Origin of the sequence: Crossiella sp. SN42, assembly GCF_023897065.1 — a bacterium.
In the GTDB taxonomy this organism is placed as follows: Bacteria; Actinomycetota; Actinomycetes; order Mycobacteriales; family Pseudonocardiaceae; genus Crossiella.
The window spans coordinates 133,069-159,644 of the sequence record NZ_JAMHIV010000012.1; the positions used below are offsets into that span (position 1 = coordinate 133,069).

Annotated in this window: 23 protein-coding genes; 14 read left to right on the forward strand and 9 right to left on the reverse strand. The window is 73.1% G+C overall.

Going from position 1 to position 26,576, the window contains the following annotated elements:
* Positions 1 to 93 precede the first annotated feature (93 nt).
* From M8C13_RS16210 to M8C13_RS16225, 4 genes are read left to right on the forward strand one after another with little or no spacing between them, the layout of a single operon-like run.
* On the forward strand, positions 94 to 240 hold the full coding sequence (locus M8C13_RS16210; RefSeq protein ID WP_252481422.1) for a helix-turn-helix domain-containing protein: 147 nt from the start codon (positions 94 to 96) through the stop codon (positions 238 to 240).
* A 10-nt stretch (positions 241 to 250) separates the two neighbouring features.
* Complete coding sequence (locus M8C13_RS16215; RefSeq protein WP_308202807.1) at positions 251 to 1,405, forward strand: MFS transporter; 1,155 nt, start codon at positions 251 to 253, stop codon at positions 1,403 to 1,405.
* Complete coding sequence (locus tag M8C13_RS16220) at positions 1,402 to 2,352, forward strand: patatin family protein (RefSeq protein ID WP_252481423.1); 951 nt, start codon at positions 1,402 to 1,404, stop codon at positions 2,350 to 2,352. Before M8C13_RS16215 ends, M8C13_RS16220 begins: the two co-directional genes overlap by 4 nt.
* Before the next feature lie 23 nt (positions 2,353 to 2,375).
* Positions 2,376 to 3,227, forward strand: coding sequence for an alpha/beta fold hydrolase (locus tag M8C13_RS16225; protein ID WP_252481424.1), 852 nt, complete (start codon positions 2,376 to 2,378; stop codon positions 3,225 to 3,227).
* 6 nt (positions 3,228 to 3,233) lie between these two features.
* Here the strand turns inward: M8C13_RS16225 and M8C13_RS16230 are convergent, their stop codons facing one another.
* Genes M8C13_RS16230 through M8C13_RS16240 form a run of 3 tightly spaced genes read right to left on the reverse strand, consistent with a single transcriptional unit; the run spans position 3,234 to position 5,097 of the window.
* Entirely contained in the window at positions 3,234 to 3,644 is a 411-nt protein-coding gene (locus M8C13_RS16230; protein ID WP_252481425.1) for an arsenate reductase ArsC, read from the reverse strand.
* Between the two features lie 8 nt (positions 3,645 to 3,652).
* Positions 3,653 to 4,735, reverse strand: a complete 1,083-nt coding sequence (gene arsB, locus M8C13_RS16235) for an ACR3 family arsenite efflux transporter (RefSeq protein ID WP_308202808.1) — start codon at positions 4,733 to 4,735, stop codon at positions 3,653 to 3,655.
* Positions 4,732 to 5,097, reverse strand: a complete 366-nt coding sequence (locus tag M8C13_RS16240) for a helix-turn-helix transcriptional regulator (protein WP_252481426.1) — start codon at positions 5,095 to 5,097, stop codon at positions 4,732 to 4,734. The genes arsB and M8C13_RS16240 overlap by 4 nt, the downstream gene beginning before the upstream one ends.
* An 80-nt stretch (positions 5,098 to 5,177) precedes the next feature.
* On the opposite strand from M8C13_RS16240, the gene M8C13_RS16245 reads away from it, so the two are divergent.
* Positions 5,178 to 5,600, forward strand: coding sequence for an ArsI/CadI family heavy metal resistance metalloenzyme (locus M8C13_RS16245; protein ID WP_252481427.1), 423 nt, complete (start codon positions 5,178 to 5,180; stop codon positions 5,598 to 5,600).
* A 25-nt stretch (positions 5,601 to 5,625) separates the two neighbouring features.
* On the opposite strand, the gene M8C13_RS16250 is transcribed toward M8C13_RS16245, so the two are convergent.
* On the reverse strand, positions 5,626 to 8,703 hold the full coding sequence (locus M8C13_RS16250; RefSeq protein WP_252481428.1) for an AfsR/SARP family transcriptional regulator: 3,078 nt from the start codon (positions 8,701 to 8,703) through the stop codon (positions 5,626 to 5,628).
* 216 nt (positions 8,704 to 8,919) lie between these two features.
* A complete protein-coding gene (locus tag M8C13_RS16255; RefSeq protein ID WP_252481429.1) occupies positions 8,920 to 9,120 on the reverse strand; it encodes a hypothetical protein in 201 nt (66 codons plus the stop codon).
* A gap of 115 nt (positions 9,121 to 9,235) precedes the next feature.
* Between M8C13_RS16255 and M8C13_RS16260 the strand changes: the two genes are divergently transcribed.
* Genes M8C13_RS16260 through M8C13_RS16275 form a run of 4 tightly spaced genes read left to right on the forward strand, consistent with a single transcriptional unit; the run spans position 9,236 to position 16,565 of the window.
* Complete coding sequence (locus tag M8C13_RS16260) at positions 9,236 to 10,606, forward strand: lanthionine synthetase C family protein (protein ID WP_252481430.1); 1,371 nt, start codon at positions 9,236 to 9,238, stop codon at positions 10,604 to 10,606.
* A gap of 7 nt (positions 10,607 to 10,613) precedes the next feature.
* Positions 10,614 to 13,781 (forward strand): lantibiotic dehydratase, encoded by a 3,168-nt coding sequence (locus M8C13_RS16265; RefSeq protein WP_252481431.1) that lies wholly within the window; start codon positions 10,614 to 10,616, stop codon positions 13,779 to 13,781.
* A gap of 1 nt (position 13,782) precedes the next feature.
* Positions 13,783 to 15,609: an ABC transporter ATP-binding protein gene (locus M8C13_RS16270; RefSeq protein WP_252481432.1), complete on the forward strand. Its 1,827-nt coding sequence runs from the start codon at positions 13,783 to 13,785 to the stop codon at positions 15,607 to 15,609.
* Entirely contained in the window at positions 15,606 to 16,565 is a 960-nt protein-coding gene (locus M8C13_RS16275) for an LLM class flavin-dependent oxidoreductase (RefSeq protein ID WP_252481433.1), read from the forward strand. Before M8C13_RS16270 ends, M8C13_RS16275 begins: the two co-directional genes overlap by 4 nt.
* 9 nt (positions 16,566 to 16,574) lie before the next feature.
* Here the strand turns inward: M8C13_RS16275 and M8C13_RS16280 are convergent, their stop codons facing one another.
* Entirely contained in the window at positions 16,575 to 17,033 is a 459-nt protein-coding gene (locus M8C13_RS16280; RefSeq protein ID WP_252481434.1) for an SRPBCC family protein, read from the reverse strand.
* A 58-nt stretch (positions 17,034 to 17,091) separates the two neighbouring features.
* The gene (locus M8C13_RS16285; protein WP_252481435.1) at positions 17,092 to 17,970 is read right to left on the reverse strand and encodes a helix-turn-helix domain-containing protein; all 879 of its coding nucleotides are present in this window, start codon (positions 17,968 to 17,970) and stop codon (positions 17,092 to 17,094) included.
* Positions 17,971 to 18,075: 105 nt separating this feature from the next.
* On the opposite strand from M8C13_RS16285, the gene M8C13_RS16290 reads away from it, so the two are divergent.
* From M8C13_RS16290 to M8C13_RS16305, 4 genes are read left to right on the forward strand one after another with little or no spacing between them, the layout of a single operon-like run.
* Entirely contained in the window at positions 18,076 to 18,567 is a 492-nt protein-coding gene (locus M8C13_RS16290; protein WP_252481436.1) for a TspO/MBR family protein, read from the forward strand.
* Between the two features lie 13 nt (positions 18,568 to 18,580).
* On the forward strand, positions 18,581 to 20,035 hold the full coding sequence (locus M8C13_RS16295) for an SDR family oxidoreductase (protein WP_252481515.1): 1,455 nt from the start codon (positions 18,581 to 18,583) through the stop codon (positions 20,033 to 20,035).
* A gap of 59 nt (positions 20,036 to 20,094) precedes the next feature.
* Complete coding sequence (locus tag M8C13_RS16300; protein ID WP_252481437.1) at positions 20,095 to 20,379, forward strand: WhiB family transcriptional regulator; 285 nt, start codon at positions 20,095 to 20,097, stop codon at positions 20,377 to 20,379.
* 15 nt (positions 20,380 to 20,394) lie between these two features.
* Positions 20,395 to 21,300, forward strand: a complete 906-nt coding sequence (locus M8C13_RS16305; RefSeq protein WP_252481438.1) for a MerR family transcriptional regulator — start codon at positions 20,395 to 20,397, stop codon at positions 21,298 to 21,300.
* A 420-nt stretch (positions 21,301 to 21,720) separates the two neighbouring features.
* On the opposite strand, the gene M8C13_RS16310 is transcribed toward M8C13_RS16305, so the two are convergent.
* On the reverse strand, positions 21,721 to 23,181 hold the full coding sequence (locus M8C13_RS16310) for a glycoside hydrolase (RefSeq protein WP_252481439.1): 1,461 nt from the start codon (positions 23,179 to 23,181) through the stop codon (positions 21,721 to 21,723).
* Positions 23,182 to 23,411: 230 nt separating this feature from the next.
* Between M8C13_RS16310 and M8C13_RS16315 the strand changes: the two genes are divergently transcribed.
* Positions 23,412 to 24,971, forward strand: a complete 1,560-nt coding sequence (locus tag M8C13_RS16315; RefSeq protein WP_252481440.1) for an alpha/beta hydrolase — start codon at positions 23,412 to 23,414, stop codon at positions 24,969 to 24,971.
* 7 nt (positions 24,972 to 24,978) lie between these two features.
* Here M8C13_RS16315 and M8C13_RS16320 read toward each other — a convergent pair whose 3' ends face one another.
* A complete protein-coding gene (locus M8C13_RS16320) occupies positions 24,979 to 26,559 on the reverse strand; it encodes a DUF5722 domain-containing protein (protein WP_252481441.1) in 1,581 nt (526 codons plus the stop codon).
* Between the last annotated feature and the right edge of the window lie 17 nt (positions 26,560 to 26,576).

The following is a 26,576-nucleotide window of genomic DNA, read 5'->3' on the forward strand; positions in this document are numbered from 1 at the left end:
AGGCTGTGCCGGTGTGGCAGAGCGCGTGCGTGGGATCGATGACGGCGAGGGCAGGCGGCTGCTGCGGATCATCCGTAGGGCACCGGGTCGGTGGTGACCTGGCGCCGGGCGCAGCTGGCGCTGTTGTCCGCACAGGGCATACCCGTGGCGAAGACCGCCGAGGTGACGTTCACCGGCGCGGACCGGGTCCGGGATGTGATCCACAACTTCAACGCTGACGGCTTCGACTCAGGACACTAGGTTCCAGCTCGTGCCGAACTCCGACCGGGCCATGTGGCCGTTGTACGCCGCCGGGTTCACCACCGCCTTCGGCGCGCACGGCATCGCGGCCAACCTGGGCGGCTCGGCCGAGGACGCGGTCACCTCCCTGCTGGTGCTGGGCGGTCTGCTCGCCCTCTACGACGGCGCGGAGGTGGTGCTCAAGCCGGTGTTCGGCTCGCTGGCCGACCGGATCGGCGGCAAGCCGGTGCTGCTGGGCGGCCTGATCGCCTTCGCCGTGGCCTCCGGCCTGTACGCGGTCGCGGACAGCCCCGGCTGGCTGTGGGCCGCCCGCCTCGGTCAGGGCGCGGCGGCCTCGGCCTTCTCCCCCTCGGCCTCGGCGATGGTCGCCCGGCTGAACCCGGCGGCCAGGCGCGGCCGCGCCTTCGGCAGTTACGGCTTCTACAAGTCCATCGGCTACACCCTCGGCCCGCTGCTCGGCGGCGTGCTGGCCTGGGCGGGGGGCCTGTGGCTGCTGTTCACGGTGATGGCGGCCTGCGGCGCGGCCGTCGCGGTGTGGGCCGCCATCACCGTGCCCGCCGTGCCCCCGCTGCCCCGCCAACGGCAGACCGTCGCGGACCTCGCCCGCCGTCTGACCGACCGCTGCTTCCTCGCCCCGGTCGCCGCCCTGGCCGCGGCCACCGCCGCGCTCTCCGTGGGCGTCGGCTTCCTGCCGGTCTCCGGCGCGGCGGCCGGTCTCGGCGCCATCGCCACCGGCGCCGCGGTCTCCGTGCTGGCCGCCACCGCCGCGATCGTCCAGCCCACCGCGGGCCGGGCCCTGGACGCCGGCCGCCTGAGCACCCGCACCGGACTGCGCGCCGGACTGCTCCTCACCGCGGCTGGGTTGGCCGCGGCGATCCTGCCCGGTCTGCTCGGCGTGTTGCTGGCCGCCGCGCTGATCGGCGCCGGCACCGGCCTGGTCACCCCGCTCGGCTTCGCCGCCCTGGCCGCGGCCACGCCCGAGGAACGTATGGGGCAGACGATGGGCGCGGCGGAGGTGGGGCGGGAACTGGGCGATGCCGGGGGGCCGCTGCTGGTGGCGGGGGTGGCGACGGTCGCCACGCTGGGCTACGGGTTCGCGGCGCTGGCGGTCCTGGTTGCGGTGGTTCCGCTCAGCGGAGCGCCACGCTCTACAAAGGAAGGGTGACCCACACCGTTCTGCAGCTGCTCCGCGACCGCAAGCGCCAGGGCAGCACTCCCGGCCACCGCGAGGACAACGCCCGCCTGGCGCTCCTGATCGAGGGCGGCAGCTCGCGCGGCGCATACTCCAGCGGCATGACCGTGCCCATCGAACAACTGGGCCTGCTGCCGATGTTCGACGCCGTCTACGGCAGCTCAGCCGGTGCGCTCAACGCGGCCTGGCTGCTGTGCGGCCGCGCGGAAAGCACCATGCACGCCTGGTGGGACCCGGTGGTCATGGGCACCACCATCAGCCTCCGGCGGGCGCTGCGCCTGCGGCCCGTGGTGGACACCCGGTTCCTGGTGCACACCGTGTACACCCAGATCATGCCGATGGGGTTCCAGGAGATCCTGGACAACCCGGTGGAGTTCCACCCGATCGCCACCGACGCGCGCACCGGCCAGGCCGTCGACCTGCACCCGCGGCTCCGCGACCAGGCCGGCATCCAGGCCGCGCTGCGCGCCTCCACCGCGATGCCCATCCTCGCGGGCGAACCGGTCGAGTTCGACGGGCGGTCGCTGGTCGACGCCGGGCTGAGCGAGGCCATCCCGGTGCGCACCGCGCTCGCGCAGGGGGCCACGCACATCCTCGCGCTGCGCACCCGGCGCGCGGACGAGACCTCCGCACCGCCCTCCCTCGGTGAGCGCCTGGTGGCCTCGCGCTGGTTCGCCCGGCACGCCCCAGGAGCCCTCGATCCCTGGCTGCGCGGCAACCTCATCCGGGCGGAGGAGGAACGCCTGCTGGCCTCGCACCCCGCGACCCTGCAGATCCGGCCGCCGCTGGGCAGCGCGCGCATCGGCCGCACCGAGCGCCGTCCGCACCTGCTGCGCGCCGCGGTCGACGCGGGACGGCGGGCGGCCATGGCCGAACTGGCGGGCTGCGTCGAGGAACCGCTGCCCGGTTCGCCAAGATGAGGTCGACACCTCAGGAGGTCGCCATGCCCGATCCCGCTCTTGGCACCAGCAAGACCGTCACCCTGCCCAGCGGCCAGCTCGCCTACACCGAGCGCGGCGACGGCAGGCCGGTGCTGTTCGTGCACGGCCTGCTGGTCAACGCCAACCTGTGGCGCAAGGTCGTGCCCGCCGTCGCGGAGGCCGGTTTCCGTTGTCTCGCACCGGACCTGCCGCTGGGCGCGCACCGGGTGCCGATGCCGGCTGAGGCCGACCTGACGCCGCCCGGCGTGGCCAGGCTGATCGCGGAGTTCCTGGACGCGCTCGACCTGACCGAGGTCACCATCGTGGCCAACGACACCGGTGGCGCGCTCACCCAGATCCTGATGGCCAACCACCCGGAGCGGATCGGCCGGGTGGTGCTGACGCCGTGCGACGCGTTCGAGGTCTTCCTGCCCCAGCCCTTCACCCGGCTGCCCACCCTGGCCCGGCTGCCCGGCGCGATCTGGATGGCCAGCCGACTGCTCCAGCTGCCGGTCCTGCGGCGGCTGCCGACCGCGTTCGGCTGGCTGAGCAAGCACGGCATCCCCGCCGAGGTCCTCGACTCCTACCTGCGGCCCATCCGCGACAGCGCCGCGATCCGCCGCGACGCCAAGCGGTTCATCACCGGCATCCACCACCGGCACACCCTGGCCGCGGCCAAGGCGCTGCCCCGGTTCGACAAGCCGGTGCTGCTGGTCCGCGCGGCCGACGACCGGATCTTCAAGCCCCCGCTCTTCGACCGGCTCGCCGCGATCCTGCCGGACGCGCGGCTGGTCACCGTGGACGACTCCGGCACCTTCGTCCCGGAGGACCAGCCCGCGGAGCTGGCCCGGTTGGTCGTCGAGTGGCAGCGGTGACCGGGGTCAGGCGGCAGGCGAGGTCAGCTCGGCCAGCAGCGCGGTGACGCGGCGGTCGATCTCGTCGCGGATCGGCCGGACGTGCTCGACGCCCTTGCCAGCCGGGTCGGCCAGCGCCCAGTCCAGGTAGCGCTTGCCGGGGAAGACCGGGCAGGCGTCGCCGCAGCCCATGGTGATCACCACGTCGGCGGCCCGGACGGCCTGCTCGGTCAGCGGTTTGGGGAACTCGCCGGAGAGGTCAAGGCCGAGCTCGGCCATGGCCTCGACCACCGCCGGGTTGACCGAGTCGGCCGGAGCCGAGCCCGCGGAGCGGACCGTGACCCGGCCCTGGGCGTGGTGGTGCAGCAGGGCGGCCGCCATCTGGGAGCGGCCCGCGTTGTGCACGCAGACGAAGAGCACCTCGGGCAGGTCGGACACGACAGCTCCTAGTTCTTGACGGTGGTGCGCGGGTCTTCGGCGGTGAAGTGACGGCGGGCGCGCAGGGCGGCGTAGACCAGCGCGACCAGCACCGGCACCTCGATCAGCGGGCCGACCACCCCGGCCAGGGCCTGGCCGCTGGTGATGCCGAAGGTGGCGATCGCCACCGCGATGGCGAGCTCGAAGTTGTTGCCGGCCGCGGTGAACGCCAGTGTGGTGGTGCGTTCGTAGGACAGTCCGGCCGCCTTGCCGATGGCGAACGAGCCGAACCACATGAGCAGGAAGTAGGCCAGCAGCGGCAGCGCGATCCGGGCCACGTCCCACGGCCGGCTGGTGATCTGCCCGCCCTGCAAGGCGAAGAGCACCACGATGGTGAACAGCAGCCCGTACAGCGCGAGCGGGCCGATGCGCGGCAGGAACCGGTTCTCGTACCAGTCCCGGCCCTTGGCGCGCTCGCCGAGGCGGCGGGTCAGGTACCCGGCCAGCAGCGGGATGCCGAGGAAGATCAGCACTGACCGGGCGATGGCCCAGCCGGAGACCGCCAGATCCGCTTGCGGCAGACCGAGCCAGCCGGGCAGCACGGTCAGGTAGAACCAGCCGAGCACACCGAAGGCGATCACCTGGAACACCGAGTTCAGCGCGACCAGCACCGCGGCGGCCTCGCGGTCCCCGCAGGCCAGGTCGTTCCAGATGATGACCATCGCGATGCACCTGGCCAGGCCCACGATGATCAGCCCGGTGCGGTACTCGGGCAGGTCCGGGAGCATCAGCCAGGCCAGCGTGAACATCAGCGCCGGGCCGAGGATCCAGTTGAGCAGCAAGGAAAGCAGCAGCAGCCGCCGGTCGCCGGTGACGGTGTCCAGCCGGTCGTAGCGGACCTTGGCCAGCACCGGGTACATCATCACCAGCAGCCCGAGCGCGATGGGCAGCGAGATGCCGTCGACCTGCACCGCGTCGATCGCCGCGCCCAGTCCGGGCAGGGCACGCCCCGCGCCGAGACCGAGCAGCATCGCGGCCAGGATCCACACCGGCAGGAACCGGTCCACAGTGGACAGTTTGCCCGGCACGCCGGGTCCGTCGGCGGCGCTCACGCGGTGGCGGCCTGGGCCGGGGTCATCAGGACCGCGGACAGGGTCTGCAACATGCTCGGCCGCACCCGGTAGTAGATCCAGGTCCCGCGCCGCTCGCCGTCGATGACCCCGGCCTCCCGCAACACCTTCAGGTGGTGGGAGATGGTCGGCCCGGTCAGCTCGAAGGCGTCGGTCAGGTCGCAGACGCAGGCCTCACCGCCGGCATGGGAGGCGATCAGCGAGAGCAGGCGCAGCCGCACCGGGTCGCCGAGGGCCTTGAACACCCTGGCCAGCTCCGCCGACTGGCTCTCGGTCAGCGGCTCGCGCATCAGCGGCGAGCAGCACAGCGTCTCCTGTGCGATCACCGGCAGCTGTTTCGACATATCTCTATCTTGACAGACCTCTATCCAGACGGCAATGTGGGCCCTGCTTGATTAGATGAACATCTATCCAAGGAGACGTCATGTCCCGTGTCCAGCTGGCCCTGCGAGTGTCCGACCTGGACGCCTCGATCGCCTTCTACACCAAGCTCTTCGGCGTCGAACCGGCCAAGCTCCGCCCCGGCTACGCCAACTTCGCCATCGCCGAGCCGCCGCTGAAGCTGGTGCTGCTGGAAGGCGAGCCGGACCAGGAGACCGCGCTGGACCACCTCGGCGTGGAGGTCGAGACCAGCGAGCAGGTCGACCGGGCCACCGAACGGCTGGCCTCCCTGGGCCTGTTCACCGCGGTGGAGAACGACACCACCTGTTGCTACGCGGTGCAGGACAAGGTGTGGGTGCACGGGCCGGGCCGGGAGCCGTGGGAGGTCTACGTGGTCAAGGAGGACTCGGCCGCCTTCGGCGAGGACGTCCCGCCCACGGTCCAGGCCGCGGCCTGCTGCAAGTGATCCTGCACCGTCGGCTGGGCTGAGCTCAGCTGGCCGCCGGCAGCGCGGACAGCGCGCGGGTCACCTCCGCCGCCTCCGGTGAGCCCAGCTCGGTGAGCAGGGCCACCGCCTGGCGGAGGTGGTCCGCGCCGCGCCCGGGGTCGCCGAGGTGGACCAGGCAGCGGCCCATGCCGGTCAGGGCGGCCGCGATCACGGCGCGGGCGCCGAGGCGGCGGCCCAGGTCGAGGGCCTGGCGGAACTCGCGCAGGGCCTCGGTGTGCCCTCCGGTGCTCAGGTGCAGGGTGGCCAGGCGGTGCCGGGCGATGGCGTGGCCGAGTGGCTCGTCGACCCCGGCGAAGGAGGTCAGCGCCTGGTCGAGATGGCGTTGTGCGGCAACGGGATCACCGGCTTGGCGGTGGCAGTCGCCGAGGTGGCTCAGCGTGCTGGCCTGGCCGAGCTGGTCGCCGAGCGCGCGGTAGCCCGCCAGCGCCTCGGTCAGCGCGGCCAGCGCCACCGGGAACTCACCGGCCTCGGTGCCCAGGTGGCCGATCGCGGCCAGCACGTGCGCCTGACCGAGCGGGTTGGCCAGCAGCCGGTAGCGGTGCCGGGCGTTGCACAGGTGGGCGGCGGCGCCGGGCAGGTCGCCGAGCTGGTGGCGCAGGATGCCCAGGTGCAGCTGGATGTGCGCCTGGCCGAGCGGGTTGCCCAGCAGGCGGTAGCGGCTCTGGGCATCGCGCAGGTGGGTGGTCGCGGTGTCGGGCGCGCCGGTGGTGGTGTCCAGCACGCCGAGCTCGGTGAGCACGCCGGCCTCGCCGCGCAGGTGGCCGAGCGCGCGGTAGCGGAGCAGCGCGTCGCCGAGGTCCCGGCGCGCGCCGGGGTGGTCGCCGGTCAGGCGCCGCAGCGTGCCGAGGTGGTGCAGGACGGCGGCGCGGGCGGGTTCGTCGCCGGTGTCCTCGGCCAGGGCCAGCGCCGCCTGGTGCAGGCTGATCGACCGGTGCCAGTGGCCGCGGCTGCGCAGGTACGGGTGCAGGGCGGTGGTGAGCGAGACGACCAGCGCGGGGTGCGCGCCGGCCGAGGGACAGGTGAGGCAGGCGAGGAGGTTGTCGGCTTCCCGGTCCAGCCAGGCCAGCGCGCCGGACTCGGTGTCCACCGCGGGGTCGTGGGCGAACCGGCAGGCCAGCGCGGGCACCGCCATCGGCGCGTCCGCGAACACCCTGGTGCTGATCAGCGCGGTGGCGTCCAGGTAGTACTCCAGCAGCCGGCCCGCCGCGGCTGCCCTCGGCGCCGGGTCGTCCTGTTCGGCCAGGGTGAGCGCGTACTCCTTGACCAGGTCGTGCAGCAGGTACCGGCCGGGCTCGGACTCGGTGAGCAGGTGGTCGTCGTAGAGCTGTTCGAGCTCCTGGCGGGTCTCCGGCACCTCCAGTCCGGCCAGTGCCGCGGTGGCGTGCACCTCGATCTCGTTGCCCGGCAACAGGGCCAGCGACCGGAACAGCCGCTGCTGCCCCTCGGTGAGGTTGCGGTAGGACAGCTCGAACGCCGCGGTCAGCGTGACGTTCTCCGCGTGCAGCTCCCCCAGCGTCATCCGCGAGGAGGCCAGCAGGTCCACCAGGTAGCGCAGTGTCCACCGTGGACGGTGCCGCAACCGCCCGGCCAGCAACGTGATCGCCAGCGGCAGCCGCCCGCACAGCGCGGTGAGCTCGGCCAGCGCCACCGGGTCGGGCTCCTGCTCCGGCCGGCCGGCCAGGCGCAGGAACAGGGCGCGGGCCTCCTCGGCGGGTAGCGGGTGCAGCTCCACGGTCCGCAGGCATTCCAGCGCGGTCAGCCTGCGGCGGCTGGTGATCAGCACCAGGCAGCGGCCAGGACCGGGCAGCAGCGGGCGGAGCTGTTCGTGGCCGGTGGCGTCGTCGAGCACCAGCAGCAGCCGCTTCTCCCGCAGGCTGGCCTGCCACAGCGCGGCGCGGGCCGGCAGCCCGTCGGGGATCTCCGCGCCGGGCACGCCCACCGCGCGCAGCAGGTCGGCCAGCGCGTCCTCGGGAGCCACCGGCGGCCGGTCCGCGCTGAAGGCGCCCAGCCGCAGGTAGATCTGGCCGTCCGGGAAGTGCTCGGCCACCGCGCGGGCGGCGTGCACGGCCAGCGCGGTCTTGCCCACCCCCGGCATCCCGTCGATGGCGACGATCTCGCTGTCCTGCCGGTCCGGGTCGGCCGCGCCGGAGGCGGCCACGACGAGCTGCCCCAGCTCGGCGTCCCGGCCGGTGAAGGCGCGCACCGCGGCAGGCAGCTGCGCGGGCGTCACCGGAGCGGCCGCGGGTGGCGGGGCGGGCGCGACCCTGATCGCGGTGGGCGCGGGCGGGGGTGCCGGGTCCTCGGCCAGGATCCGCTGGTACAGCTCGCGCAGCCCGGTCCCGGGGTCGATGCCGAGCCGGTCGGCCAGCGTGGTGCGCGCGTCCTGGTAGGCCGAGAGCGCCTCGGCCCGCCTGCCCGAGCGGCACAGCGCGAGCATCAGCAGCTCGCGCGGGCGTTCGCGCAGCGGGTGAGCGCTTACCAGCGCGGTCAGCTCGGCCACCACCGCCGCGGGCTCACCGCGGGCCAGCAGCAGCTCGGCCCACAGCTCCTGCGCGATCAGCCTGCACTCGGCCAGCCGCAGCCGCCTGGTGTGCAGGTACGAGCCCTCCAGGCCGCTGCACGGGTCCCCGCGCCAGCGCCGCAGGGCCGACTCCACCGAGGTGGTCGCGGCGGCCAGGTTGCCGGCCCGCCGGTGCTCCCTGGCCGCGGCCAGCTCCTGCTCGAAGGCCAGCGCGTCCACCTGGGAGGCCTCGGCGCGCAGCAGGTAGCCGCCGTCGGTGCGCACCACCAGGTCGTCCCGGTCGGCCGAGGGGTCCGCGCGCAGCGCCCGGCGCAACCGGCTGATGTTGGTCTGCACGGTGTTGCGCACGCCCTGCGGCGGCGCCTCGCCCCACACCGCGTCGATCAGCGTGCACACCGGCACCGGGCGGTTCAGCTCCAGCAGCAGCACCGCCAGCACGGCCTGCTGCCGCGGCCAGCCCAGGTCGATCTGGTGCACGCCGCGCCAGGCCGCCACCGGTCCCAGCACGCCAAAGCGCAACTCGTGTTGCTGCGGCCCCACAGCCCACCCCCAAGACGGCACAGCCACTCCCCAGATCGTGACCGCGGTCGCGCCCACGGTAGCCGCAGGAACACGGATCGTGCAGCCCCTGGCGGAACAAGGGGCTTGAACTGGACGGCCAGCCCGGTGACAGCGCTCTGACAGCGCTGTGTACGCGACCGTCAGCACCGTGTACGCGCCGCGACTTACGTTGGCCACGGCGATGCGAAATCGCAGTCAATCCGCACCGGTCCATTCCGGCCGGTGAATTCTCCGAAAGGAAAAGGCGAACATGGACGCATTTGATCTGGACGTCAGAATCACCACTCCCGCGGGTGCCGACGGCGCGGCCGGGCCGCTGTCCATCATCAGCAGGCTGACCTGCTCGCGCACCCCGGTCTGTTCCAAGACCACGTGCCAGTGCAGCCGGACCTGCACCCCGCTCTGCACCGCGGGCCGCATGCGCTGAGCAAGAGGGTGCTGCCGTGTGTGGAAGACACGGCAGCACCCGCTCGGCAAAATACCGCATTCGCCACAAGAAAAGGGGGCATTCGTGCGCCAGTTGTCCGAACACGCCTCGGCAGGCCCGAGCGCCCCGACGTCCGCCTGGCACGGCTCGCTGCCGGGCGCGCTGGCGCGCCGGGCCACCGCGACCGCGCTGGAGGTCGCGCGCCGCAGCGCCGACCCCGAGACGGTCATCGACCTGGTGATGGCCGCGGCCGAGCAGGCAGTCCACCCCAACGGCTGGTCCTATCCCGGCTTCGCGCACGGGCACGCCGGCCTCGCGCTGCTGCACGTGCTCGCCGCCGAGGCGGAGCCGGACGGACCGGACCGCCGCGCCGCGCTGGACACCGCGTTCACCTACATCCGCGAGGCGGTCGCCGGGACCGCGGGCACCCCGCTGGCCGAGCCTGGGCTGCTCTCGGGCACCAGCGGCCTGGCGCTGGCCCTGGCCGCCTGCACGCACGCCGAGGAGCGGTTCGGCCCGAGCCTGGACCGGCTGCACGAGAAGCTGGCCGCGCAGGTCATGGACCTGCCGCTGCCCACGGTCGAGCGCGGGGTCAGCGACTCCGACTACGACATGGTCAGCGGCGCCGCGGGCACCCTGTCCTACCTGTGCGGCATCGACTCGCCCAGCCCCGCCGTGCGCGCGGCGGCCGAGCGGCTCCTCGACTACCTGGTGTGGCTCGGCGAGCCGCCGCGCGACCTGTCGCTGACCCGCCGCTGGCTGATCAGCCCCGAGCTCTGCCGGGGCGAGCGCGACCATCCGCACGGCCACCTCAACGTGGGCCTGGCGCACGGCATCCCCGGCCCACTGGCCGCGCTGGCCACCGCCTGGCTGGCGGGCTACCGGCGGCCGGGTCAGGAGGCCGCGCTGCGCGGGGTGCTGGAGTGGGTGCTGGCGATCCGGCGTGCCGACGGCCACGGCCCGGTGTGGCCGAGCGAGGTGCCCATCGACGAGTCCGGCGCCGAGCTCCGGCCCAGTGCGCCACTGGACCAGATCGCCTGGTGCTACGGCACCGCGGGGGTGGCCGTCGCGCTGCTCCCGGTGGCCGAGGCGCTGGGCGAGGAGTCGCTGCGCGCGCTGGCCGTGTCCTCCTTCGAGGCCGTGCTGCGCCGCCTGCCCGAGCGCCCGAGCTTCTCCCCCACCTTCTGCCACGGCCTGGCCGGGGTGCTGGTGCTGTGCCTGGAGTTCGCCGCGCACGGCAGCGCGCCGGCCGCCGCCGAGGCGTCCCGGCTGGTGGAGCTGCTGGTGGCGCAGGCCGATCCGGAGCTGCCGCTGCTCTTCCGCGACGAGGAGGAGCGCGACGTCTTCGTGGACAGCCCTTCCCTGCTCTCCGGTTCGACCGGGATCGCGCTGGCCCTGCTCGCCGCGACCGCGCCGCGCCGTCCGTCCTGGTTCCGCGCCTTCCTCACGAGGTGAGTGCCCGATGATCGAGTCCCGTTACCGCGTGAGCGAGTTCTACCTGATCCGCACGCCCGCCCTGCCCGCGGAGACCTTCCGCGAGCTGCTGGCCGGCGAGGGTGACGACGAGCGGCGCCGTGCCGAGGCCCTGGCCCGGCTGCGCGCGCTGGCCCAGACCCCGCTGGTGCGCCGCGCGCTGGCCGTGGCCAGCAACGACCTGGTGGACGCGCTGGACCGGCTGGACGCCGACGGCGGCGGCAAGAAGAGCAAGCGGGTGCACTCCCGGCTGCTGCGCTACCTGACCAGGATGTCCACCCGGCCCACCCCCTTCGGCGCCTTCTCCGGGATCGCGCTCGGTGAGTTCGCCGAGCGGACCACGCTGGAGCTCGGCGCGCCCGCGGTGCACCGGGGCCGGGTGCGTGCCGACATGGGCTGGCTGCTGGCGCTGATCAAAGATCTCGAACAGGACCCGGCGCTGCGCCCGCACCTGCGGCTGGTCCGCAACGCCGGCGCGCACCTGCGTGGCGACCGGCTGGTGCTGCCCTACGCCGACATCTACGGCCGGGCGGACAACCGCAGCGTGCGGGTGCGGGCCACCGCCGCGGTCACCGCGGTGCTGCGCATGGCCGCCACCCCGACCCCGGCCGAACAGCTCGTCGACGAGCTGGCCCAGGGGTTCCCCGAGGTGCCGAGGGACCGGGTCGCCGGGCTGGTGGAACAGTTGCGGGAGCTCAACTTCCTCATCAGCGACCTGCGCCCGCCGCAGTCCAGCCCGTTCCCGGAACAGCACGTGGCCAAGCGGCTCACCGGGATCGAGGCGGCCGGGCCGGCCACCGAGGCGCTGCGCGAGATCATCGAGTTGGTGCACCGGGCCTCCGCCGAGCCGGGCACCGAGCCGTTGCGCGAGCTGCGGGCCGCCCAGCAGGCACTGGTGCCCGGCCACCAGAGTGACACCTTCCAGCTGGACTCCGCGCTGGACCTGCGCGGGGCCGGGCTCAGTCACGCGGTCGGCGCGGCCGTGGCCGACGCGGTGGACTGCCTGATGCGCCTGGCCGCCGCGCTGCCCGGCCACAACCACCACCTGGTGCAGTACCGGGAGGCCTTCACCGAGCGCTACGGCGACCACGCCCTGGTCCCGGTGCTGGAGGTGCTCAGCCCGGACACCGGCCTGGACGCGCCGTACAACTACCTCGAACCGCCGCGCTCGCACCCGGTGCCGAACAACACCCCCGAACCGTCCACAGCGGACTACGACCTGCTGCTGACCGAGTTCGCCAGCCAGGCCTGGTGCGCCGGCGAGACCTCGGTGGAGCTCACCGACGCCTGGCTGGACCGGATCGCCCCGGCCGAGGCCAAGCCCCCGCTCGGCCTCTACCCGGCCCTGGACGCCTACGCGCAGCTCCAGCTCACCGACCCGGACGGCCGGATCGACGACGGGCAGTGGCGGCTGGTGCTGCGCGAGCTCAGCCTGGCCTACGGCGGGCGCACCACCGGGCGCTTCTTCGACCTGCTCGGCGAGGACGCGCTGGGCCACCTTGGCGAGCACGCGCGGCGGGTGCGCGCGCTGCAACCCGAGGCGGTGCACGCGGAGCTGTGCTTCCTGCCCACCTCGGGGCGGGCGGCGAACGTGGCGTTCCGGCCGCTGCTGCACGAGTACGAGGTGCCGGTCAACGCCACCCCCTCGGCGCGGCCCGAGCGCACCATCAGCCTGGCCGACCTGCACGTGGGCGTGGCCGGGAACCGGTTCTACCTGTGGTCGCGGACCCTGGGCCGCGAGGTCGTGGTCACCCAGGGGCACATGCTCGGCCCGCACCTGGCGCCCAACGCGGCCCGGTTCGTGCTGGAGGTCTCCCAGGACGGCTACGCCATGCCCACCGGATTCCGTTGGGGCCCCTTGGAGAACCTGTCCTTCCTGCCCAGGGTCACCCGGGGCAGCGTGGTGCTGCGGCCCGCGCAGTGGACCCTGCGCGCCACGGACCTCACCGGCGACTTCGGCGCCGCGTTCGCCGCCTGGCGGCAGCGGTGGCGGGTGCCGCGCTACGTCTACCTGGTCGATGAGGACAACCGGCTGCTGCTGGACCTGGAGCACCCGCTCGGCCTGGACGAGCTGGCCGGGCAGCTCGGCGGCGAGCACGGCCCGGCGGTGCTGCACGAGATGCTGCCCGCCTTCGACGACCTGTGGCTGTCCGATGTGGACGGTGCGCGGTACCTGGAGGAGATCGTGGTGCCGCTGGTGGCGCACTCCGCCGAGGACACCGCGCGCAGCCCGGTGCCGCTCTCCGGCAGGCTGGAGACCATCGCCGAGGTCGGCGCCAGCCGCAGCCTGCGGCGGCGGCACCTGCCCGGCGAGGAATGGGCCTACCTCAAGCTGTACTCCGCCTTCAGCAGGCACGACGAGATCATCGCCGGACCGCTGCGCGCGCACATCGCCGCGCTGCGCGAACAGGGCCTGATCGACCGCTGGTTCTACCTCCGCTACGCCGATCCGCAGCCACACCTGCGCATCCGCTGCCGGGCCGCCGAAGCGGGCGCGGCCACCGAGGTGCTGCGCCAGCTGATGGCCTGGGGTCGCGGGCTGGTCGAGGCGGACCTGGCCTTCGACACCGCGGTCGCGACCTACCTGCCGGAGATCGAGCGCTACGGCGGGCCGCGGACCTTCGAGCCGGTGGAGGACCTGTTCACGGTCAACAGCGACACCACCGTCGAGCTGGTCGCGCTGCTGCAACAGGAGGAACCCAAGCTGCGCCCGGAGTTCGTCGCGATCGCCACGGTGGACGCGCTGTACCGGCAGTGGGGCCTGGCCCCGCAGGAGCGCCCGGCGCTGATCCCGCCGGTGGCCGAGTCCGAGGCGGTGCGCAAGGAGTTCCAGGCCAACCGCGACTACCTCGGTGAACTGCTGCTGCCGTGGGACTTCCGGCCGCACGAGGAAGGCCGCGCGCACCACGAGCTGATCAACGGCCTGCTCGCCCCACAGGCCGGGGCGGTGGCTGCGGCGGCACAGGCGGTCCGCACCGCGGTCGCGGCGGAGACGTTGTGGGGCAACGAGTTCAGCGTGCTCGGCAGCCTGGCGCACATGCAGATCAACCGGTTGATGCCGGTGGACCTGCCCAGGGAGTCGGAATGCTACGCGCTGTGGCGGCACGTCCTGCGCGCCGTCGGCGGCCGTCCGGCACACCTGCGAGGGGATTCCTGAGATGGCGAAGAGGTTGCGGGACAACGACTGGCTGCGCATCGCGGCGATGCTGTGGCGGTTGAGCCCGGTGCGGGTGAGCGCGCTGATCCTGGTCACCGTGGCGGTGTCGGTGGTGCCCGCGGTGCAGCTCCAGCTCACCGCGAGCGCGGTGCAGTCGGTGGCCGACGCGGTCACCACCGGCAGCACCGAGGGCCTCACCGGGCAGGTGTTGTTCGTGGGCCTGCTGATCGTGGCGGTCAGCGTGGCCGCGCACCTGTCCGGGGTGTGGCACCAGTACCTGGACGCGGTGCTGCGGCTGCACCTGGCCACCGCGGTCGGTGAGCAGGTGATGTGCAAGGGCACCCGGATGGACCTGCAGGACTACGAGAACGCCGACTCCTACGACAAGCTGCAACGGGCCTTCCAGGAGAGCAGCGGCTCCAACATCCACCAACTGTTCGCCGACACGCTTTCCACCGCCCGCGAGCTGATCACCATCGTGTCGGTCTCCGCGGTGCTGTTCTCCTGGCACCCGTGGATCGCGCTGCTGATCCTGCTGGCGCCGGTGCCCTCCGCGCTGGCGCAGATGTGGTACGGCAAGAAGATGTACGAGATCGAGTACGAGCGGGCCGCGGACCGGCGGCGGCTGTTGTACTTCCAGTACCTCACCACCACCGACCACTCCTTCAAGGAAGTCCGGCTGTTCCAGCTCGGCGACTTCTTCATCGGCCGGTACCGGGAGCTCGTGCACCGCTTCCTCAAGGTGGACCGCTCGATCAACCGCAGGCAGTCGGTCGCCTTCGGGCTGCTCGGCCTGATCAGCGTGCTGGCCTCCGGCGCGGCGCTGATCTACGCGATGCTGACCACCATGGGCTCCGGCCAGATCGGCCAGCTGGCAGGCTACCTCCAGGCCATCGGCGTGGTGCAGGCCTCCGGGCAGGCGCTGCTGGTCGGGCTGGCGATGCTGTTCCAGAACAAGCTGTTCGTCAGCAACCTGTTCGAGCTCTTCGACCTGCCGGAGCGGCAGATCGGCGGTGGCAGCAGGCCCTTCCCCGCGCGGCTGAGCCGGGGCATCGAGTTCCGCGAGGTCAGCTTCACCTACCCCGGCACCAGCGAACGCGTGCTGGACCGGGTCAGCTTCACCATGCCCGCGGGCGAGTGCGTGGCGCTGGTGGGGCAGAACGGCGCGGGCAAGACCACCCTGGTGAAGCTGCTGACCCGGCTCTACGAACCCACCGCCGGGCAGATCCTCATCGACGGGGTGCCGATCCAGGAGTACGACCTGGATGACCTGCGCCGCAACATGGGCGTCATCTTCCAGGACTACATCCGCTACGAGATGAGCGTGCGGCACAACATCGGTTTTGGCGCGGTGGAACACCTCCAGGACACCGACCGGGTCCGCAAGGCCGCCATCGCCAGCGGCGCGGACACCGTGGTCGAGGGGCTCGGCGGCGGCTACGACGCCATGCTGGGCCGCCACTTCGCCGAGGGCAGCCAGCTCTCCGGCGGGCAGTGGCAGAAGGTCGCGCTGGCCAGGGCGTTCATGCGGGGCGCGCCGGTGGTGGTGCTGGACGAGCCGACCGCGGCCATCGACGCCGAGGCCGAGGCGGAGATCTTCGGCCGGTTCCGCACCATCGCGCGCACCTCGACCAGCCTGCTGGTGGCGCACCGCTTCTCCACCGTCCGGATCGCCGACCGGATCATCGTGATCGAGGGCGGCAGGCTGATCGAGCAGGGCACGCACGCGGAGCTGATGCGCCGGGACGGGCACTACGCCTACCTGTTCAACCTGCAGGCCGCCGGGTACCAGCCGGAGCCGGACGCCGAGGCGGTCGGCCCGGCATGAAGGTCTCGCTGATGGTGCCGGTGATGCCGCACGAGCCCGAGCACCTGCCCGCCTATGCCGAGCTGGTCAGGGACCGCGGGGCGCACCGGCTGTGGCAGGGCCAGTCGCTGGCGCTGGAGACCTTCCAGGGCTTCGCCTACCTGGCCGGGCGCGGGCTGCGGGTGCCGGTGGGCACCAGCGTCACCCTCACCGCGCTGCGGCATCCCTACGAGGCGGCGTTACAGGCCCGGTCGCTGGCCAGGCTCACCGGGCACGACCTGGTGCTGGGCCTGGGCACCGGCACGCCGGAGCTGGTGGCCTCGCTGCGCGGGCGGCCCTACGGCAGTCCGCTGACCGCGGCCCGCGACCAGCTCACCATCCTGCGCGGCCTGCTGGACGGCAAACCCGTGCAGCACGAGGGCCGCTACGACACCATGCTGGGCGGGCTGCCCGAGTTCGCGCATCCCGCTGTCTCCCTTGGCCTCGGCGTGCTGCGACCCGGCATGGCCAGGGTGGCCGGGGAGCTGGCCGAGGTCGCGATCACCTGGCTCACCCCGCCGTGCTACCTGCGCGAGGTGCTGCTGCCGGAACTGCGCGCCGCGGCCGGGGCGGCGGGCAGGCCGGTGCCGAGGGTGGTGACGGTGGTGCAGGTCGCGGTGGCCCGGCCCGGCCGCGATCCGCACCTGCTCGCGCTGAACGGCTCGCGCGAGCACCTGGCCGCGCCGCACTACACCGACATGCTGCGGCGGGCCGGGCTGCGCGTGCACCCGGCGCAGGTCGCGCTGAGCGCCCGCGCGCTGGTGCGCGCCGGGGTCTTCCTGACCGGCACGGTCGCCGAGATCGCCGAGGGACTGGCGGAGTACCGGGCGGCCGGGGTGGACGAGGTGGTGCTCAACACCGCGGGGGTGCACCTGACCGAAGGCCGCGCCGCCGCCCTGGACGACCTCGCCGAACTGCTGGCCGCCCGGCCCGGCTGAGCGCTCCGGCTACAGGTCCTTCGAGCTCAGCGGCTGGCCGGCCGCGTACTCGGCCAGGCCGTCGGCCATCCGCTGCATGGTCTGGCTCATCACCCGCCGCATCATCCACCGCAGGCCCCACCGCGCGGTGTAGGTGCCGTGCCAGGTGATGATGGTGCCGCCGCCGGGGGCCAGGGAGAGGTCGATGACCGCGCGGTAGTCGCGCAGGACCCAGTTGAAGGCGTCCTGGTAGGTCAGCTGCTTCTCCTCGGTCAGCCCGGTGATGCGTTCGCCGGTCACCGTCCGCCCGGTGCGGAAGGCGCGGACCGCGCCGACCGGGTCCCTGCCGTTGCGGTCGAGACCGCTGGAGCGTTCCGGCACCAGACTGTCCACAGTGGACCATGCTGGCCAGCTGCGGGCGTCCAGCAGCAGTCGCCAGACCACGGCCGGGGGTGCGGGGGTGGTGGCGGTCGCGTGGTATTTCTGCACGGCTCGAAACTAGGTCGGGCCCGGTCCGCAGGACATGCGGCGGATTGCGCGGTATCGGTCAGATCTTGCGGTACACCGAGGGCCGGAGGCCGACCTGGCCGAGGAAGGCCGCGGACAGCGCGCCGGGGCTGGCGAAGCCGCAGCGTTCGGCGATCTGGTCGATGGTCAGGCTGGTGCCGGTGAGCAGTCGCTGGGCCTGCTCGATCCGCAGCCGGGTCAGGTGCCGGTGCGGGGTCTCGCCGGTCGCCTCCCGGAACACCCGGATGAAGTGGAAGACGCTCAGGTGCACCTGGGCGGCGATGTCGGCCACCCGCAGCGGCTCGGCCAGCCGGTCCCGCATGATCGCCGCGGCCGCGCGGACCGCGGCGTGCTCGGGGCCGGGCCGGCGCGGCCGACGGCCCTGGGTGAGCAGGTGGGTGACCAGGAAGGCCGCGGCGGACTCGGCGTAGAGGTCGTTGGCCTCCTGGGCCGCGGGCAGGGCGCGGACCAGGTGCTCGACCAGCGGGTCGCCCGCGGTCAGCGCGGCCGAGAACGCCTCGAAGTCCGGTTCCGCGCCGCCGAGCTGAGCGGCGACGCGGCGCACGGTCGCGGACGGGATGTGCACCTGGACGGTGCGCATCGCCGACCTGGAGCGATAGCTGCGCACACTGGACAGGCCGGGGACCATCAGCTCCAGGCTGCCCGGCAGCCAGCGGCGGCGGACCGGCTTGCCGTCGGCGCGCACCTGGAGGTCCACGTCCCCGGCCACGCACAGCACCAGGTGCAGGTCGGCCACGCCGGGCAGCGGCAGGCACTCGGCCTCGGGGGCGTGCTCGAAGCTCTGCACGAGCATCGACCGCCAGCCCGCATCGCCCCAGCTGCAGTACTCGCGACGGACGGACTTCGGCGAGCCGGGGTTCGCATACGGCGCCAGGTCGAAGTCGGCCGAGTCGAACACCCCGCCCAGTCTAGAGATCGTGCCGCACGGCGGCCGGTCTTCCGGTTGTCCACTTCCTGCCGCCACCCTAGAATCGATTCACATTCGATTCAGCCCGGAGGAACCATGGCCACTGCCACCCACCCGACCGTGCCCCGCCAGCTCGGCGCGGGCGCGGTCTTCGCCGTCTCGGTCGTGCTCGCCGCCGGGCTGGGCGCGCTGGCCGGCACAAGCACCTCGGCCGACTACCTGGCCCTGCGCCAGCCGTCCTGGGCCCCGCCGTCCTGGCTGTTCGGTCCGGTGTGGACGGTGCTCTACGCGATGATCGCGATCTCCGGCTGGCTGCTCTGGCGGCACACCAGTGGACCGGCGACCCGCTCCGCCCTCGCGGCCTACGGCGTGCAGCTGGCGCTCAACGCGGCCTGGACCCCGATCTTCTTCGGCGCGCGGCTGTACGGCCTGGCCTTCGCCGAGCTGGTGCTGATGTGGGTGGCCATCGGCGTGACGGTGTGGCGCTTCTTCCCGCTGCACCGGACCGCGGCGGTGCTGCTGCTGCCGTACTGGGCCTGGGTGAGCTTCGCCGGGGCGCTGAACTTCGCCATCTGGCGACTGAACTGAGCCGGTGAGAAGCATGCGTTGTGTCGTCTTCGGCGCCACCGGCTACCTCGGCGGCAGGCTGGTGCCCGAGCTGCTGCGCGCCGGGCACCAGGTGCGGGCGGTGGCCCGCGACCCCGGCAAGCTGGCCGAGGTGCCCTGGCGGGACTCGGCGGAGATCGTGCCGGGCGACGTCCTCGATCCGGGCTCGGTCGATGAGGCCATGCGGGGCCAGGAGGTCGTCTACTACCTGGTGCACTCGCTGAACCGCCGCGACTTCGTGGCCCTGGACCGCGAAGCCGCCCGCACGGTCGCGCGCGCCGCCGCCGAGGCGGGGGTGCGCCGGATCGTCTACCTGGGCGGGATCACCCCAGCCGGGGAACGGCTGTCGCCGCACCTGGCCTCGCGGGCGGAGGTCGGGGAGATCCTGCTCGCCTCCGGGGTGCCCACCGCGGTGCTGCGCGCGGCGATCATCCTGGGCTCCGGCTCGGCCAGCTTCGAGATGCTGCGCCACCTCACCGAACGGCTGCCCGCCATGGTCACCCCGCGCTGGGTGCGCAACCGGATCCAGCCGATCGCGGTCCGCGACGTGCTGCACTACCTGGTGCGCGCCGCGGAGCTGCCGCCGGAGGTGAGCCGGGGCTTCGACATCGCGGGCCCGGACGTGCTCACCTACCTGGCGATGATGCGCCGGTACGCGGTGGTGGCCCGGCTGCCGCGCCGGGTCGTGCTGCCGGTGCCGGTGCTCACCCCGTGGCTGTCCGCGCAGTGGGTGAACCTGGTGACGCCGGTGCCCAACAGCATCGCGGTGCCGCTGATCGAGTCGCTGGTGCACGAGGTCGTCCAGCAGGACAAGGACATCGCCGCGCACATCCCCGATCCCCCCGGCGGTCTGACCCGCTACGAGCGGGCCATCGAGCTGGCGCTGGCCCGGATCAGGGACGCCGACGTGCCGACCCGCTGGTCGGACGCGGGCGACCCGGCCGACCCGCTGCCCACCGATCCGGAGTGGTCCGGCGGCACCCGTTACCTGGACGTCCGCGAACGGCACACCCCCGCCGAGGCGGAGACGGTGTGGCGGGTGATCGAGGCCATCGGCGGCGAGCACGGCTGGTACTCCTTCCCGCTGGCCTGGTCGGTGCGCGGCTGGATCGACCGCCTGGCCGGTGGCGCCGGCCTGCGCAGGGGCCGCCGCGACCCGCGCCGCCTGCGTGCCGGCGAGGCCCTGGACTGGTGGCGGGTGGAGCACCTGGAGCGCCCGCGCCTGCTGCGGCTGCGCGCGGAGCTGCGGGTGCCCGGCCGGGCCTGGCTGGAACTGTCGGTGACCCCGGCGGACTCCGGCGGCTCGGTGTACCGGCAGCGGGCGATCTTCGAACCGCACGGCCTCGCCGGGCACCTGTACTGGAAGTCGGTCGCGCCCTTCCACGCGGTGGTCTTCGGCGGCATGGCCCGCAACATCACCGGCACGGCCGAGCGCCGCCCTTCGAGTTGAATCGGTTGCGGATCGGTTCTAGGGTGGGGCCGGAACCCTCAGCCAGGAAGGAGCCGGTGATGTCCGAACTGAGCCGATTGCCCAAACCGGTCGCCGAGGAGTGGGACTGGCAGTTGCGCGCCGCCTGCCGCGGCCGTGACGCGGCGCTGTTCTTCCACCCGTTCAACGCCCGCGGCGTCAGCCGAACGGCCCGCGAGCAGGCGGCCAAGGCCGTCTGCGCCGCCTGCCCGGTGGTGCCGGAGTGCAGGCGGCACGCGCTGGAGACCGAGGAGGTGTTCGGGGTCTGGGGCGGCCTTGGAGAGAATGAGCTGCGCGAGCTGATCACCCAGCAGCGGCGAAGATGAGGGGAGCGTCCCGGCATGGTCGGACCTGGGGAGAAGCCGTCCTCGGGTGAGTGGACGCCGAAAGCGGTGGCCCAGCGACTGGGCGTCTCCGCGATCACCCTGCGCACCTGGGAACGCCGCTACGGCCTGGGCCCCGGCGCGCACCAGCCGGGCAAGCACCGCCGCTACACCGAGGAGGACGTGCGCAGGCTCCGCCGCATGGTCGAGCTGACCGGCCAGGGCATGGCCGCGGCCGCGGCGGCGGCCACCGCGCTCGCCGAGCCGGACCCAGCGGCCGGGCCGGTGTTCCCCGCGCCGCCCGAGCTGACCACCGAGTCGGCCGTGCGCGGACTGCACGCGGCCGCACTGCGCATGGACGCGCCCGCGCTGCGCCACCTCACCCGCACCGCGATCGCCGAGTTCGGCGTGATCGCGGCCTGGGAACGGGTGTGCACGCCGGTGCTGGTCGAGCTCGGCCAGCGGGTGGCCGAGTCCGGCAGCGGCGTGGAGATCGAGCACGTGATCAGCGACAGCATCGAGCACGTCCTGCGCGAGCTCACCCACCTCCCCGAACAGGGCACGCTGTGCGCCCTGCTCTCCGCCGCCCCCGACGAACACCACACCCTGCCCCTGGACGCCCTCGCCGCCGCACTGGCCGGCCTGCGCCGCAGCTCCCGCATGCTCGGCGCCCGGGTGCCCCCGGCCGCGCTGCTGGGCGCGGTACGGCGGTTACGTCCACTGGTGACCGTGGTGTGGTCGCACCAGCCGACGACCGCGCTGGCCACCCCGGTGCGGGAGCTGACCGAGGACCGGCAGACGGTGCTAGTGCTGGCGGGTCCCGGGTGGGCGGAGGTCGAGATCCCGGAGCACGCGCGGCGGGTGCACGACCTGCGCGGGGCGGTGCGGTTCATCGACGAGGCGGCGAGCAGGCGCTGGGGCTGAGGCGGTCGGTCGCGGCCCTGCTGCTCTCGCAGGGAGTCAGTGCGGCCTCGACCGAGACTGAACCGGGCTCGGACGGTGCCGCAGCCCGCTGCTCCATTGGTTACAACTGCACGTGGTCCGGCCGCAACTACGCCGGCAATCCGGGCGTTTGGCGGAACGTCCGTCCTGGATGCACCGGATTCGACGCAGCGTATCTGCCGCGGTCCTACTCCTTCTTCGGCGGCGAGGAGGGCTACTTCTACGCCGGCCACAACTGCACCGGCCGATCGCGTCCGGCGCGACGGAACACCGAGTCCGGTGACATCGGTTTCACCGCGTACAGCTTCTTGTCGGCCTGCATCGTCTGCCGGTCCGCTCGCTGACGGCAACCGCGGCACGCGGTCGGCCTCGCCGCCCACGACGCCGACCGCGTGCCGGGTGTCAGACCACCACCCCGTCGAGCTGGAAGGTCTGCACCGCCCCGGCGGCGAAGGCCGAGCGCAGGAGCTTGCCGTCCAGGCGGGCGTCCGTCCGGTGCGTGTACTTGTCGCCGCCGCCGGAGGTCTGCGTGGACCAACGCGGGATCGTCCCCGTCGGGAGCGTGCGGAACCGGGACAGGTCGAAGGTGATCGTCTGGGCCGCGCCGGGGTTGACGGCCACCAGGACGAGGCGGCGGGCGGCGGGGTCGTAGGCGGCCACGGCGTTGTCGGCGGCCGCGCCGATGATCCGCATCCCTGGCCGGATGTGCCGGGTGAACTGGGCCAGCACGTAGAGCTTGGTCTGCACCGCGCCGGGCTGCAGGGTGTTCGGATCGTAGGCGATCAGCGCCCAGTCCGGGGTCGGGTCCATCACCTGCCAGTAGCACCAGGCGGTCGGGTGCAGGTGGCGGAAGTCCAGGCACAGGTTGCGCGCCATGGTCAGGCCGGTGCCGTCGCGTTCACCGCTCTCGGAGTTCCACAGCACCTTCCCCGCCGCGCGCACCTCCCGGCCCAGCAGGTCGCGGCGGCCGCCCGCGCCCTGGTAGCCGTGCACGTTGACCTGGTCGACCAGCGCCTTGGTGGCGGCGTCGAAGCTGTTCCAGGTGGTGCGGGCCAGGTCGTAGCTGGTCTCGTCGGAGGCGGCGATCCGGGTGGCGGACAGGCCGCGCCGGTCCAGCTCCGCGCGCAGGTGCCGCAGCACGCTGCGCTGGGTGGTGGCGTCGATGTGGCAGCCCTCCTGCTTGCCGTCCGCCTTCCACCAGTCCGAGGACGGTTCGTTGAACGGCTCGACGGTGGCGAAGCGCACGCCCCAGCTGTCCCTGGCGCGCCGGGCCACCTCGGCGAGGTGGGCGGCGTGCTGGCGGTGGTTCCAGGACTGGAGGTTGTTGCCACCGCCTGCCGACCCGGACGGGTTGTGGTTGGCGCACATCCACCACATCGGCGAGTTGGCGAACAGCTCGCTGACCGCGCCGCGCTGGGTCGCCATGACCAGCGCCGCGCGCTGCTTGGCATCCGCCGACCACTTCCAGGCCGAGGACGCCGGGTCCTCGTTGCGCCAGTCCTGCCAGAACCCCTCGATCTGCTTGAACCGGGGGATGTTGGGCGAGACCGCCATCTTCGCCCCGTCGACGGTGTTCCAGCTGCACGCGCCGAGGTTGTAGCGGGCGATGTTCAGGCCAAGGCCGGGCAGCGCGACGCCCCGGTAGTTCACGGACTTGGTGGTGAACCACAGGTCGGCGAAGTCCTCGCGGTCGCCGAAGACGTTGGCCCACCAGGCAAGCGAGGTGCCCCAGCCTTCCCAGCGCCCGTGGTCGGCGCCAGGGTCGACGGGCACGGTGGTGGCGGCCTGCGCCGTGCCCACGCGCAGGGCACTGCCCGCGGCGGCGGCCGCGGCGGTGAACAACACTGTCCGACGGTTGATCATGGAACCTCCCGGCGCTGGGGCGTTCGCGTGATAGGAAAGCGTTTTCCAACTTGGCACGCAAGAGGAACCGTGGCAACACACCGCTGCCGCCGTAGTCGAATGCGTTCGACGACCGTTGGCGCTGTGCCCCTCGCCGCCGGAACCGGTCAGCCAGAGGACTTGACTGTGCCGCGACGGCACGGTTTGGACTCTTCGGTGACCGCAGGATCGACCCGAAGAGGGGGAACAACATGCGCAGGCGATCGCTCGCCGCCGTGGTCGTCCCGGTGCTCGCGGGTGGGCTCGTCGCCGGGATGTCCCCGGCGCTGGCCGACCCGGCCGAGGCGCTCAACACCACGCACATCCCGGCCCGCTACGCCAAACAGGCGCTGGACTGGCACCTGTGCACCGCCGAGGAGCTGCCCTCGCCGGTGCCGGGGCTGGAGTGCGCCACCTACCGCACGCCGAGGGACTGGGAGCGCCCGCACCAGCGGCCGGAGCTGACCATCGCGATCAGCCGGCTCGCCGCCACCGGGAAGGCCACCGCCTCGGTGCTGACCAACCCCGGCGGCCCCGGCGGGCCCGGCCGCACGCTGCCCGGGAACTTCCGCGGGCAGAGCAAGCTGCGGGAGCACCAGGAGGTCATCGGCATCGACACCAGGGGCACCGGCAAGAGCACCAACGTCAGCTGCGGCGGCGCGATCGGCTCCGAGCTGATCCCGGACGCGCGCGACCGGAACCCGGCCAACCTGGACCTGGTCGTGGACACGGTCCGGCGCCAAGCGGCCGACTGTCAGAAGGCCTCCGGCGAGCTGGGCCCGTTCATCAACACCTTCCAGATGACCAAGGACCTGGACCTGCTGCGGGTGCTGCTGCGCCGGGACAAGATCAACTGGATCGGCTACTCCGCGGGCACCTGGCTGGGCGCGCACTACGCCCAGCGGTTCCCGAACCGGGTCGGCCGGTTCGTGCTGGACTCCGCGACCGAGTTCACCGCGAGCTGGCAGCAGTCCTTCGACTGGCAGCCGATGTCCTTCGAGCGGCGCTGGCGGCAGGACTTCCTGCCCTGGATCGCCCGCTACGACGGCAAGTACCACTTCGGCGCCACCGCCGAGGCGGCCCGCCAGAACTACGAGCGGATCCGGCAGGCGCTGCGCCGCAAGCCGGTGGTCATCGACGGCATCAAGGTCGGTCCGACCGAGCTGGACCTGCGCACCATCGGTGAGCTCAAGTCCAAGGCCCGGTTCACCGCGCTGGCCGAGGACCTCCTCCGGCTGCGCACGCTGACCGAGCCGGGCACGCCGGAGCAGGCCAAAGCGGAGGCGCGGGACGGGCTCAAGGAAGGCGTGGCCAGGCAGCGGGCCGAGGCGCCGGACGCGCTGCTGGCCACGCTGTTCAACACGCTGTGCAACGACGGTCCGTGGACCGGTGACCGCGAGTCGATCATCCGCCGCTCGCAGCAGTTCCTCGACCGCGGCCAGACCCTGCACAGCGGCTGGATGGGCTTCCAGTCGTGCGCGTTCTGGGGCAAGCCGTCGCACCCGCTGCCCAAGCTGGACGGCAAGGGCGTGCCGCCGGTGCTGATCGTGCACGCCGAGCACGACGGGTCCACCGCGATCGAGGGCGCGCGCCGGGCGCGCGCGGGCTTCGCGAACTCCCGGCTGCTGACCGTGACCGGCGAGGGTGACCACGGCGTCTACGGCAGGGGCAACCCGGCCGTGGACAAGATCGTCAACGCCTACCTGGTCGACGGCGTGGTCCCGGCGGACCAGAACGTGCCCGGCATGCCGCTGCCCGTCCCGGCAGGCTGAGCCGAGCTCAGGCCGCCGTGTAGCCGAGCAGCGCCTCGGCCCGGTGACCCTCGCACCGCGGATCGGCGGCCACGAAGTGGTCGCCGGTCCGCGGCACCAGGCAGCGGTAGAGCGCGGTCCGGCCCGGCGCGGGGGCGGTGTGCACCGACCCGACCGGACCCAGCGGCGGCAGCCCCTCGCAGCGCGGATCGACGGTGAGCAGGTTGTGCCCGCCCACCCCGCACTCGTAGAGCACCGCGGTCCCGGCCGCGGGCTCGCGCAGCAGCAACCAGGACTGCTGGGCGGTGAAGCCGGGCGGCAGCAGCCGGGAGGTGGCCCAGTGGCCGCGGGCCGGGTTGAACCCGCGCACCAGCCTGGTGTGCGGCAGCTGCTCGAACCCGCAGGACAGCCCGCCCCGGCCGAGGTCGGCGCGGTTGGCCAGCGCCCAGGTCGTCCACGCCGGTTTGGGCGCGCCGTTGTCCTGCCACAGCCCCAGCGCGAGCCCGGCCCCGGTCTCGTCGGGGTGGTCGCGCATCCGGTGGTAGACGTGGCTGGTCACGCCGGGGGTGCCCAGCACCGCGCGGAAGGAGTCGCAGACCGCGATGGCCTGCCGCTCCGGGGTGGACGGCGCGCTGGAGTTGATCCCGCTCTCGGTGAGCTGGATGTCGGTGGCCGCGACGCTGCCGGGGAACTCCGCGGCCAGCCAGCCGGCCAGCACGCCGAGGTTTCCGTAGGTGACGTACGGGAAGTCGTCCGCGCTGATCTCCGGTCGCCGCAGGTCCTTGGGGTACGGGTGGAAGGCGACCCGCCACTGCCGTGCCCCGGCCCGCGCGGCCAGCGCTCGCAGCACGTTCTGCCCGGCCAGCACCGGTTCCCGCGCCGAGGGGCTTTCCAGCTCCGCGCCGAACCGGTTGTCCAGCGAGATCAGCACCTTCGCGTGCGGCTGCTCGGCGACGACCCGGTCGTAGGCGGCCACGTACAGCTCGCTGATCTCCTCCAGCCACCGCTGCCGGTCGCAGGGCACGCCCTGGCCGCAGCCGATGTCGAACCAGGTGTTGGTGTTCACCTCGTTGAGCACCACGAAGTCGGCCACCCGCCCGTGCCCGCGCAGCCCGCTGTACCGGCGGGCCAGCATGCCGGCGAACCGGGCGTAGTCGGCGGCCTGGTTCGGCGTGCAGTGCACCTCGAATCCCGGTTCGGCCGGGGAGCACGGCTTGGCGTAGCGGGCCCACGCCGGGGTCCCGTAGGTGACGCCGGTGACCACCAGCCCGCGCGCGGACCAGTCCTTGATCGCGCTGTCCACCTCGGCCGGGACGCGGAAGCAGTGGTTGTCGAAGAGCTCCTCGCCCTCGGCGCAGGGCGCCGGTTTCCGGCTCGGTTCCCACTCCGCCCAGACCAGGTTGAGCGCCACCCCGCCGGTGTTGTTGCCCGCGATGGTGTCCTTGTCGGCCCAGGAGTCCGGCTGGATGGACTTGATCCGGTAGCCGTCGCGAGCGGGGTAGGGCAGCGGATCGGTGGTGGCCGAGGCCGGCGCGGTGAGCAGTCCGCCGCAGAGCAGGACGATCAGCGCGACGGCCAGCGAGGGCGTGCGGCTGAGGTGGACCTTCACCAAGTGCTCCGTTCCGG

Coding starts and splice junctions, on each gene's coding strand:
- M8C13_RS16290 (WP_252481436.1), top strand. CDS start 18,076: ATGGCCACTGCCACCCACCCGACCGTGCCCCGCCAGCTCGGCGCGGGC.
- M8C13_RS16245 (WP_252481427.1), top strand. CDS start 5,178: ATGTCCCGTGTCCAGCTGGCCCTGCGAGTGTCCGACCTGGACGCCTCG.
- M8C13_RS16310 (WP_252481439.1), bottom strand. CDS start 23,181: ATGATCAACCGTCGGACAGTGTTGTTCACCGCCGCGGCCGCCGCCGCG.
- M8C13_RS16270 (WP_252481432.1), top strand. CDS start 13,783: ATGGCGAAGAGGTTGCGGGACAACGACTGGCTGCGCATCGCGGCGATG.
- M8C13_RS16265 (WP_252481431.1), top strand. CDS start 10,614: ATGATCGAGTCCCGTTACCGCGTGAGCGAGTTCTACCTGATCCGCACG.
- M8C13_RS16315 (WP_252481440.1), top strand. CDS start 23,412: ATGCGCAGGCGATCGCTCGCCGCCGTGGTCGTCCCGGTGCTCGCGGGT.
- M8C13_RS16225 (WP_252481424.1), top strand. CDS start 2,376: ATGCCCGATCCCGCTCTTGGCACCAGCAAGACCGTCACCCTGCCCAGC.
- M8C13_RS16275 (WP_252481433.1), top strand. CDS start 15,606: ATGAAGGTCTCGCTGATGGTGCCGGTGATGCCGCACGAGCCCGAGCAC.
- M8C13_RS16300 (WP_252481437.1), top strand. CDS start 20,095: ATGTCCGAACTGAGCCGATTGCCCAAACCGGTCGCCGAGGAGTGGGAC.
- M8C13_RS16305 (WP_252481438.1), top strand. CDS start 20,395: ATGGTCGGACCTGGGGAGAAGCCGTCCTCGGGTGAGTGGACGCCGAAA.
- M8C13_RS16295 (WP_252481515.1), top strand. CDS start 18,581: ATGCGTTGTGTCGTCTTCGGCGCCACCGGCTACCTCGGCGGCAGGCTG.
- M8C13_RS16240 (WP_252481426.1), bottom strand. CDS start 5,097: ATGTCGAAACAGCTGCCGGTGATCGCACAGGAGACGCTGTGCTGCTCG.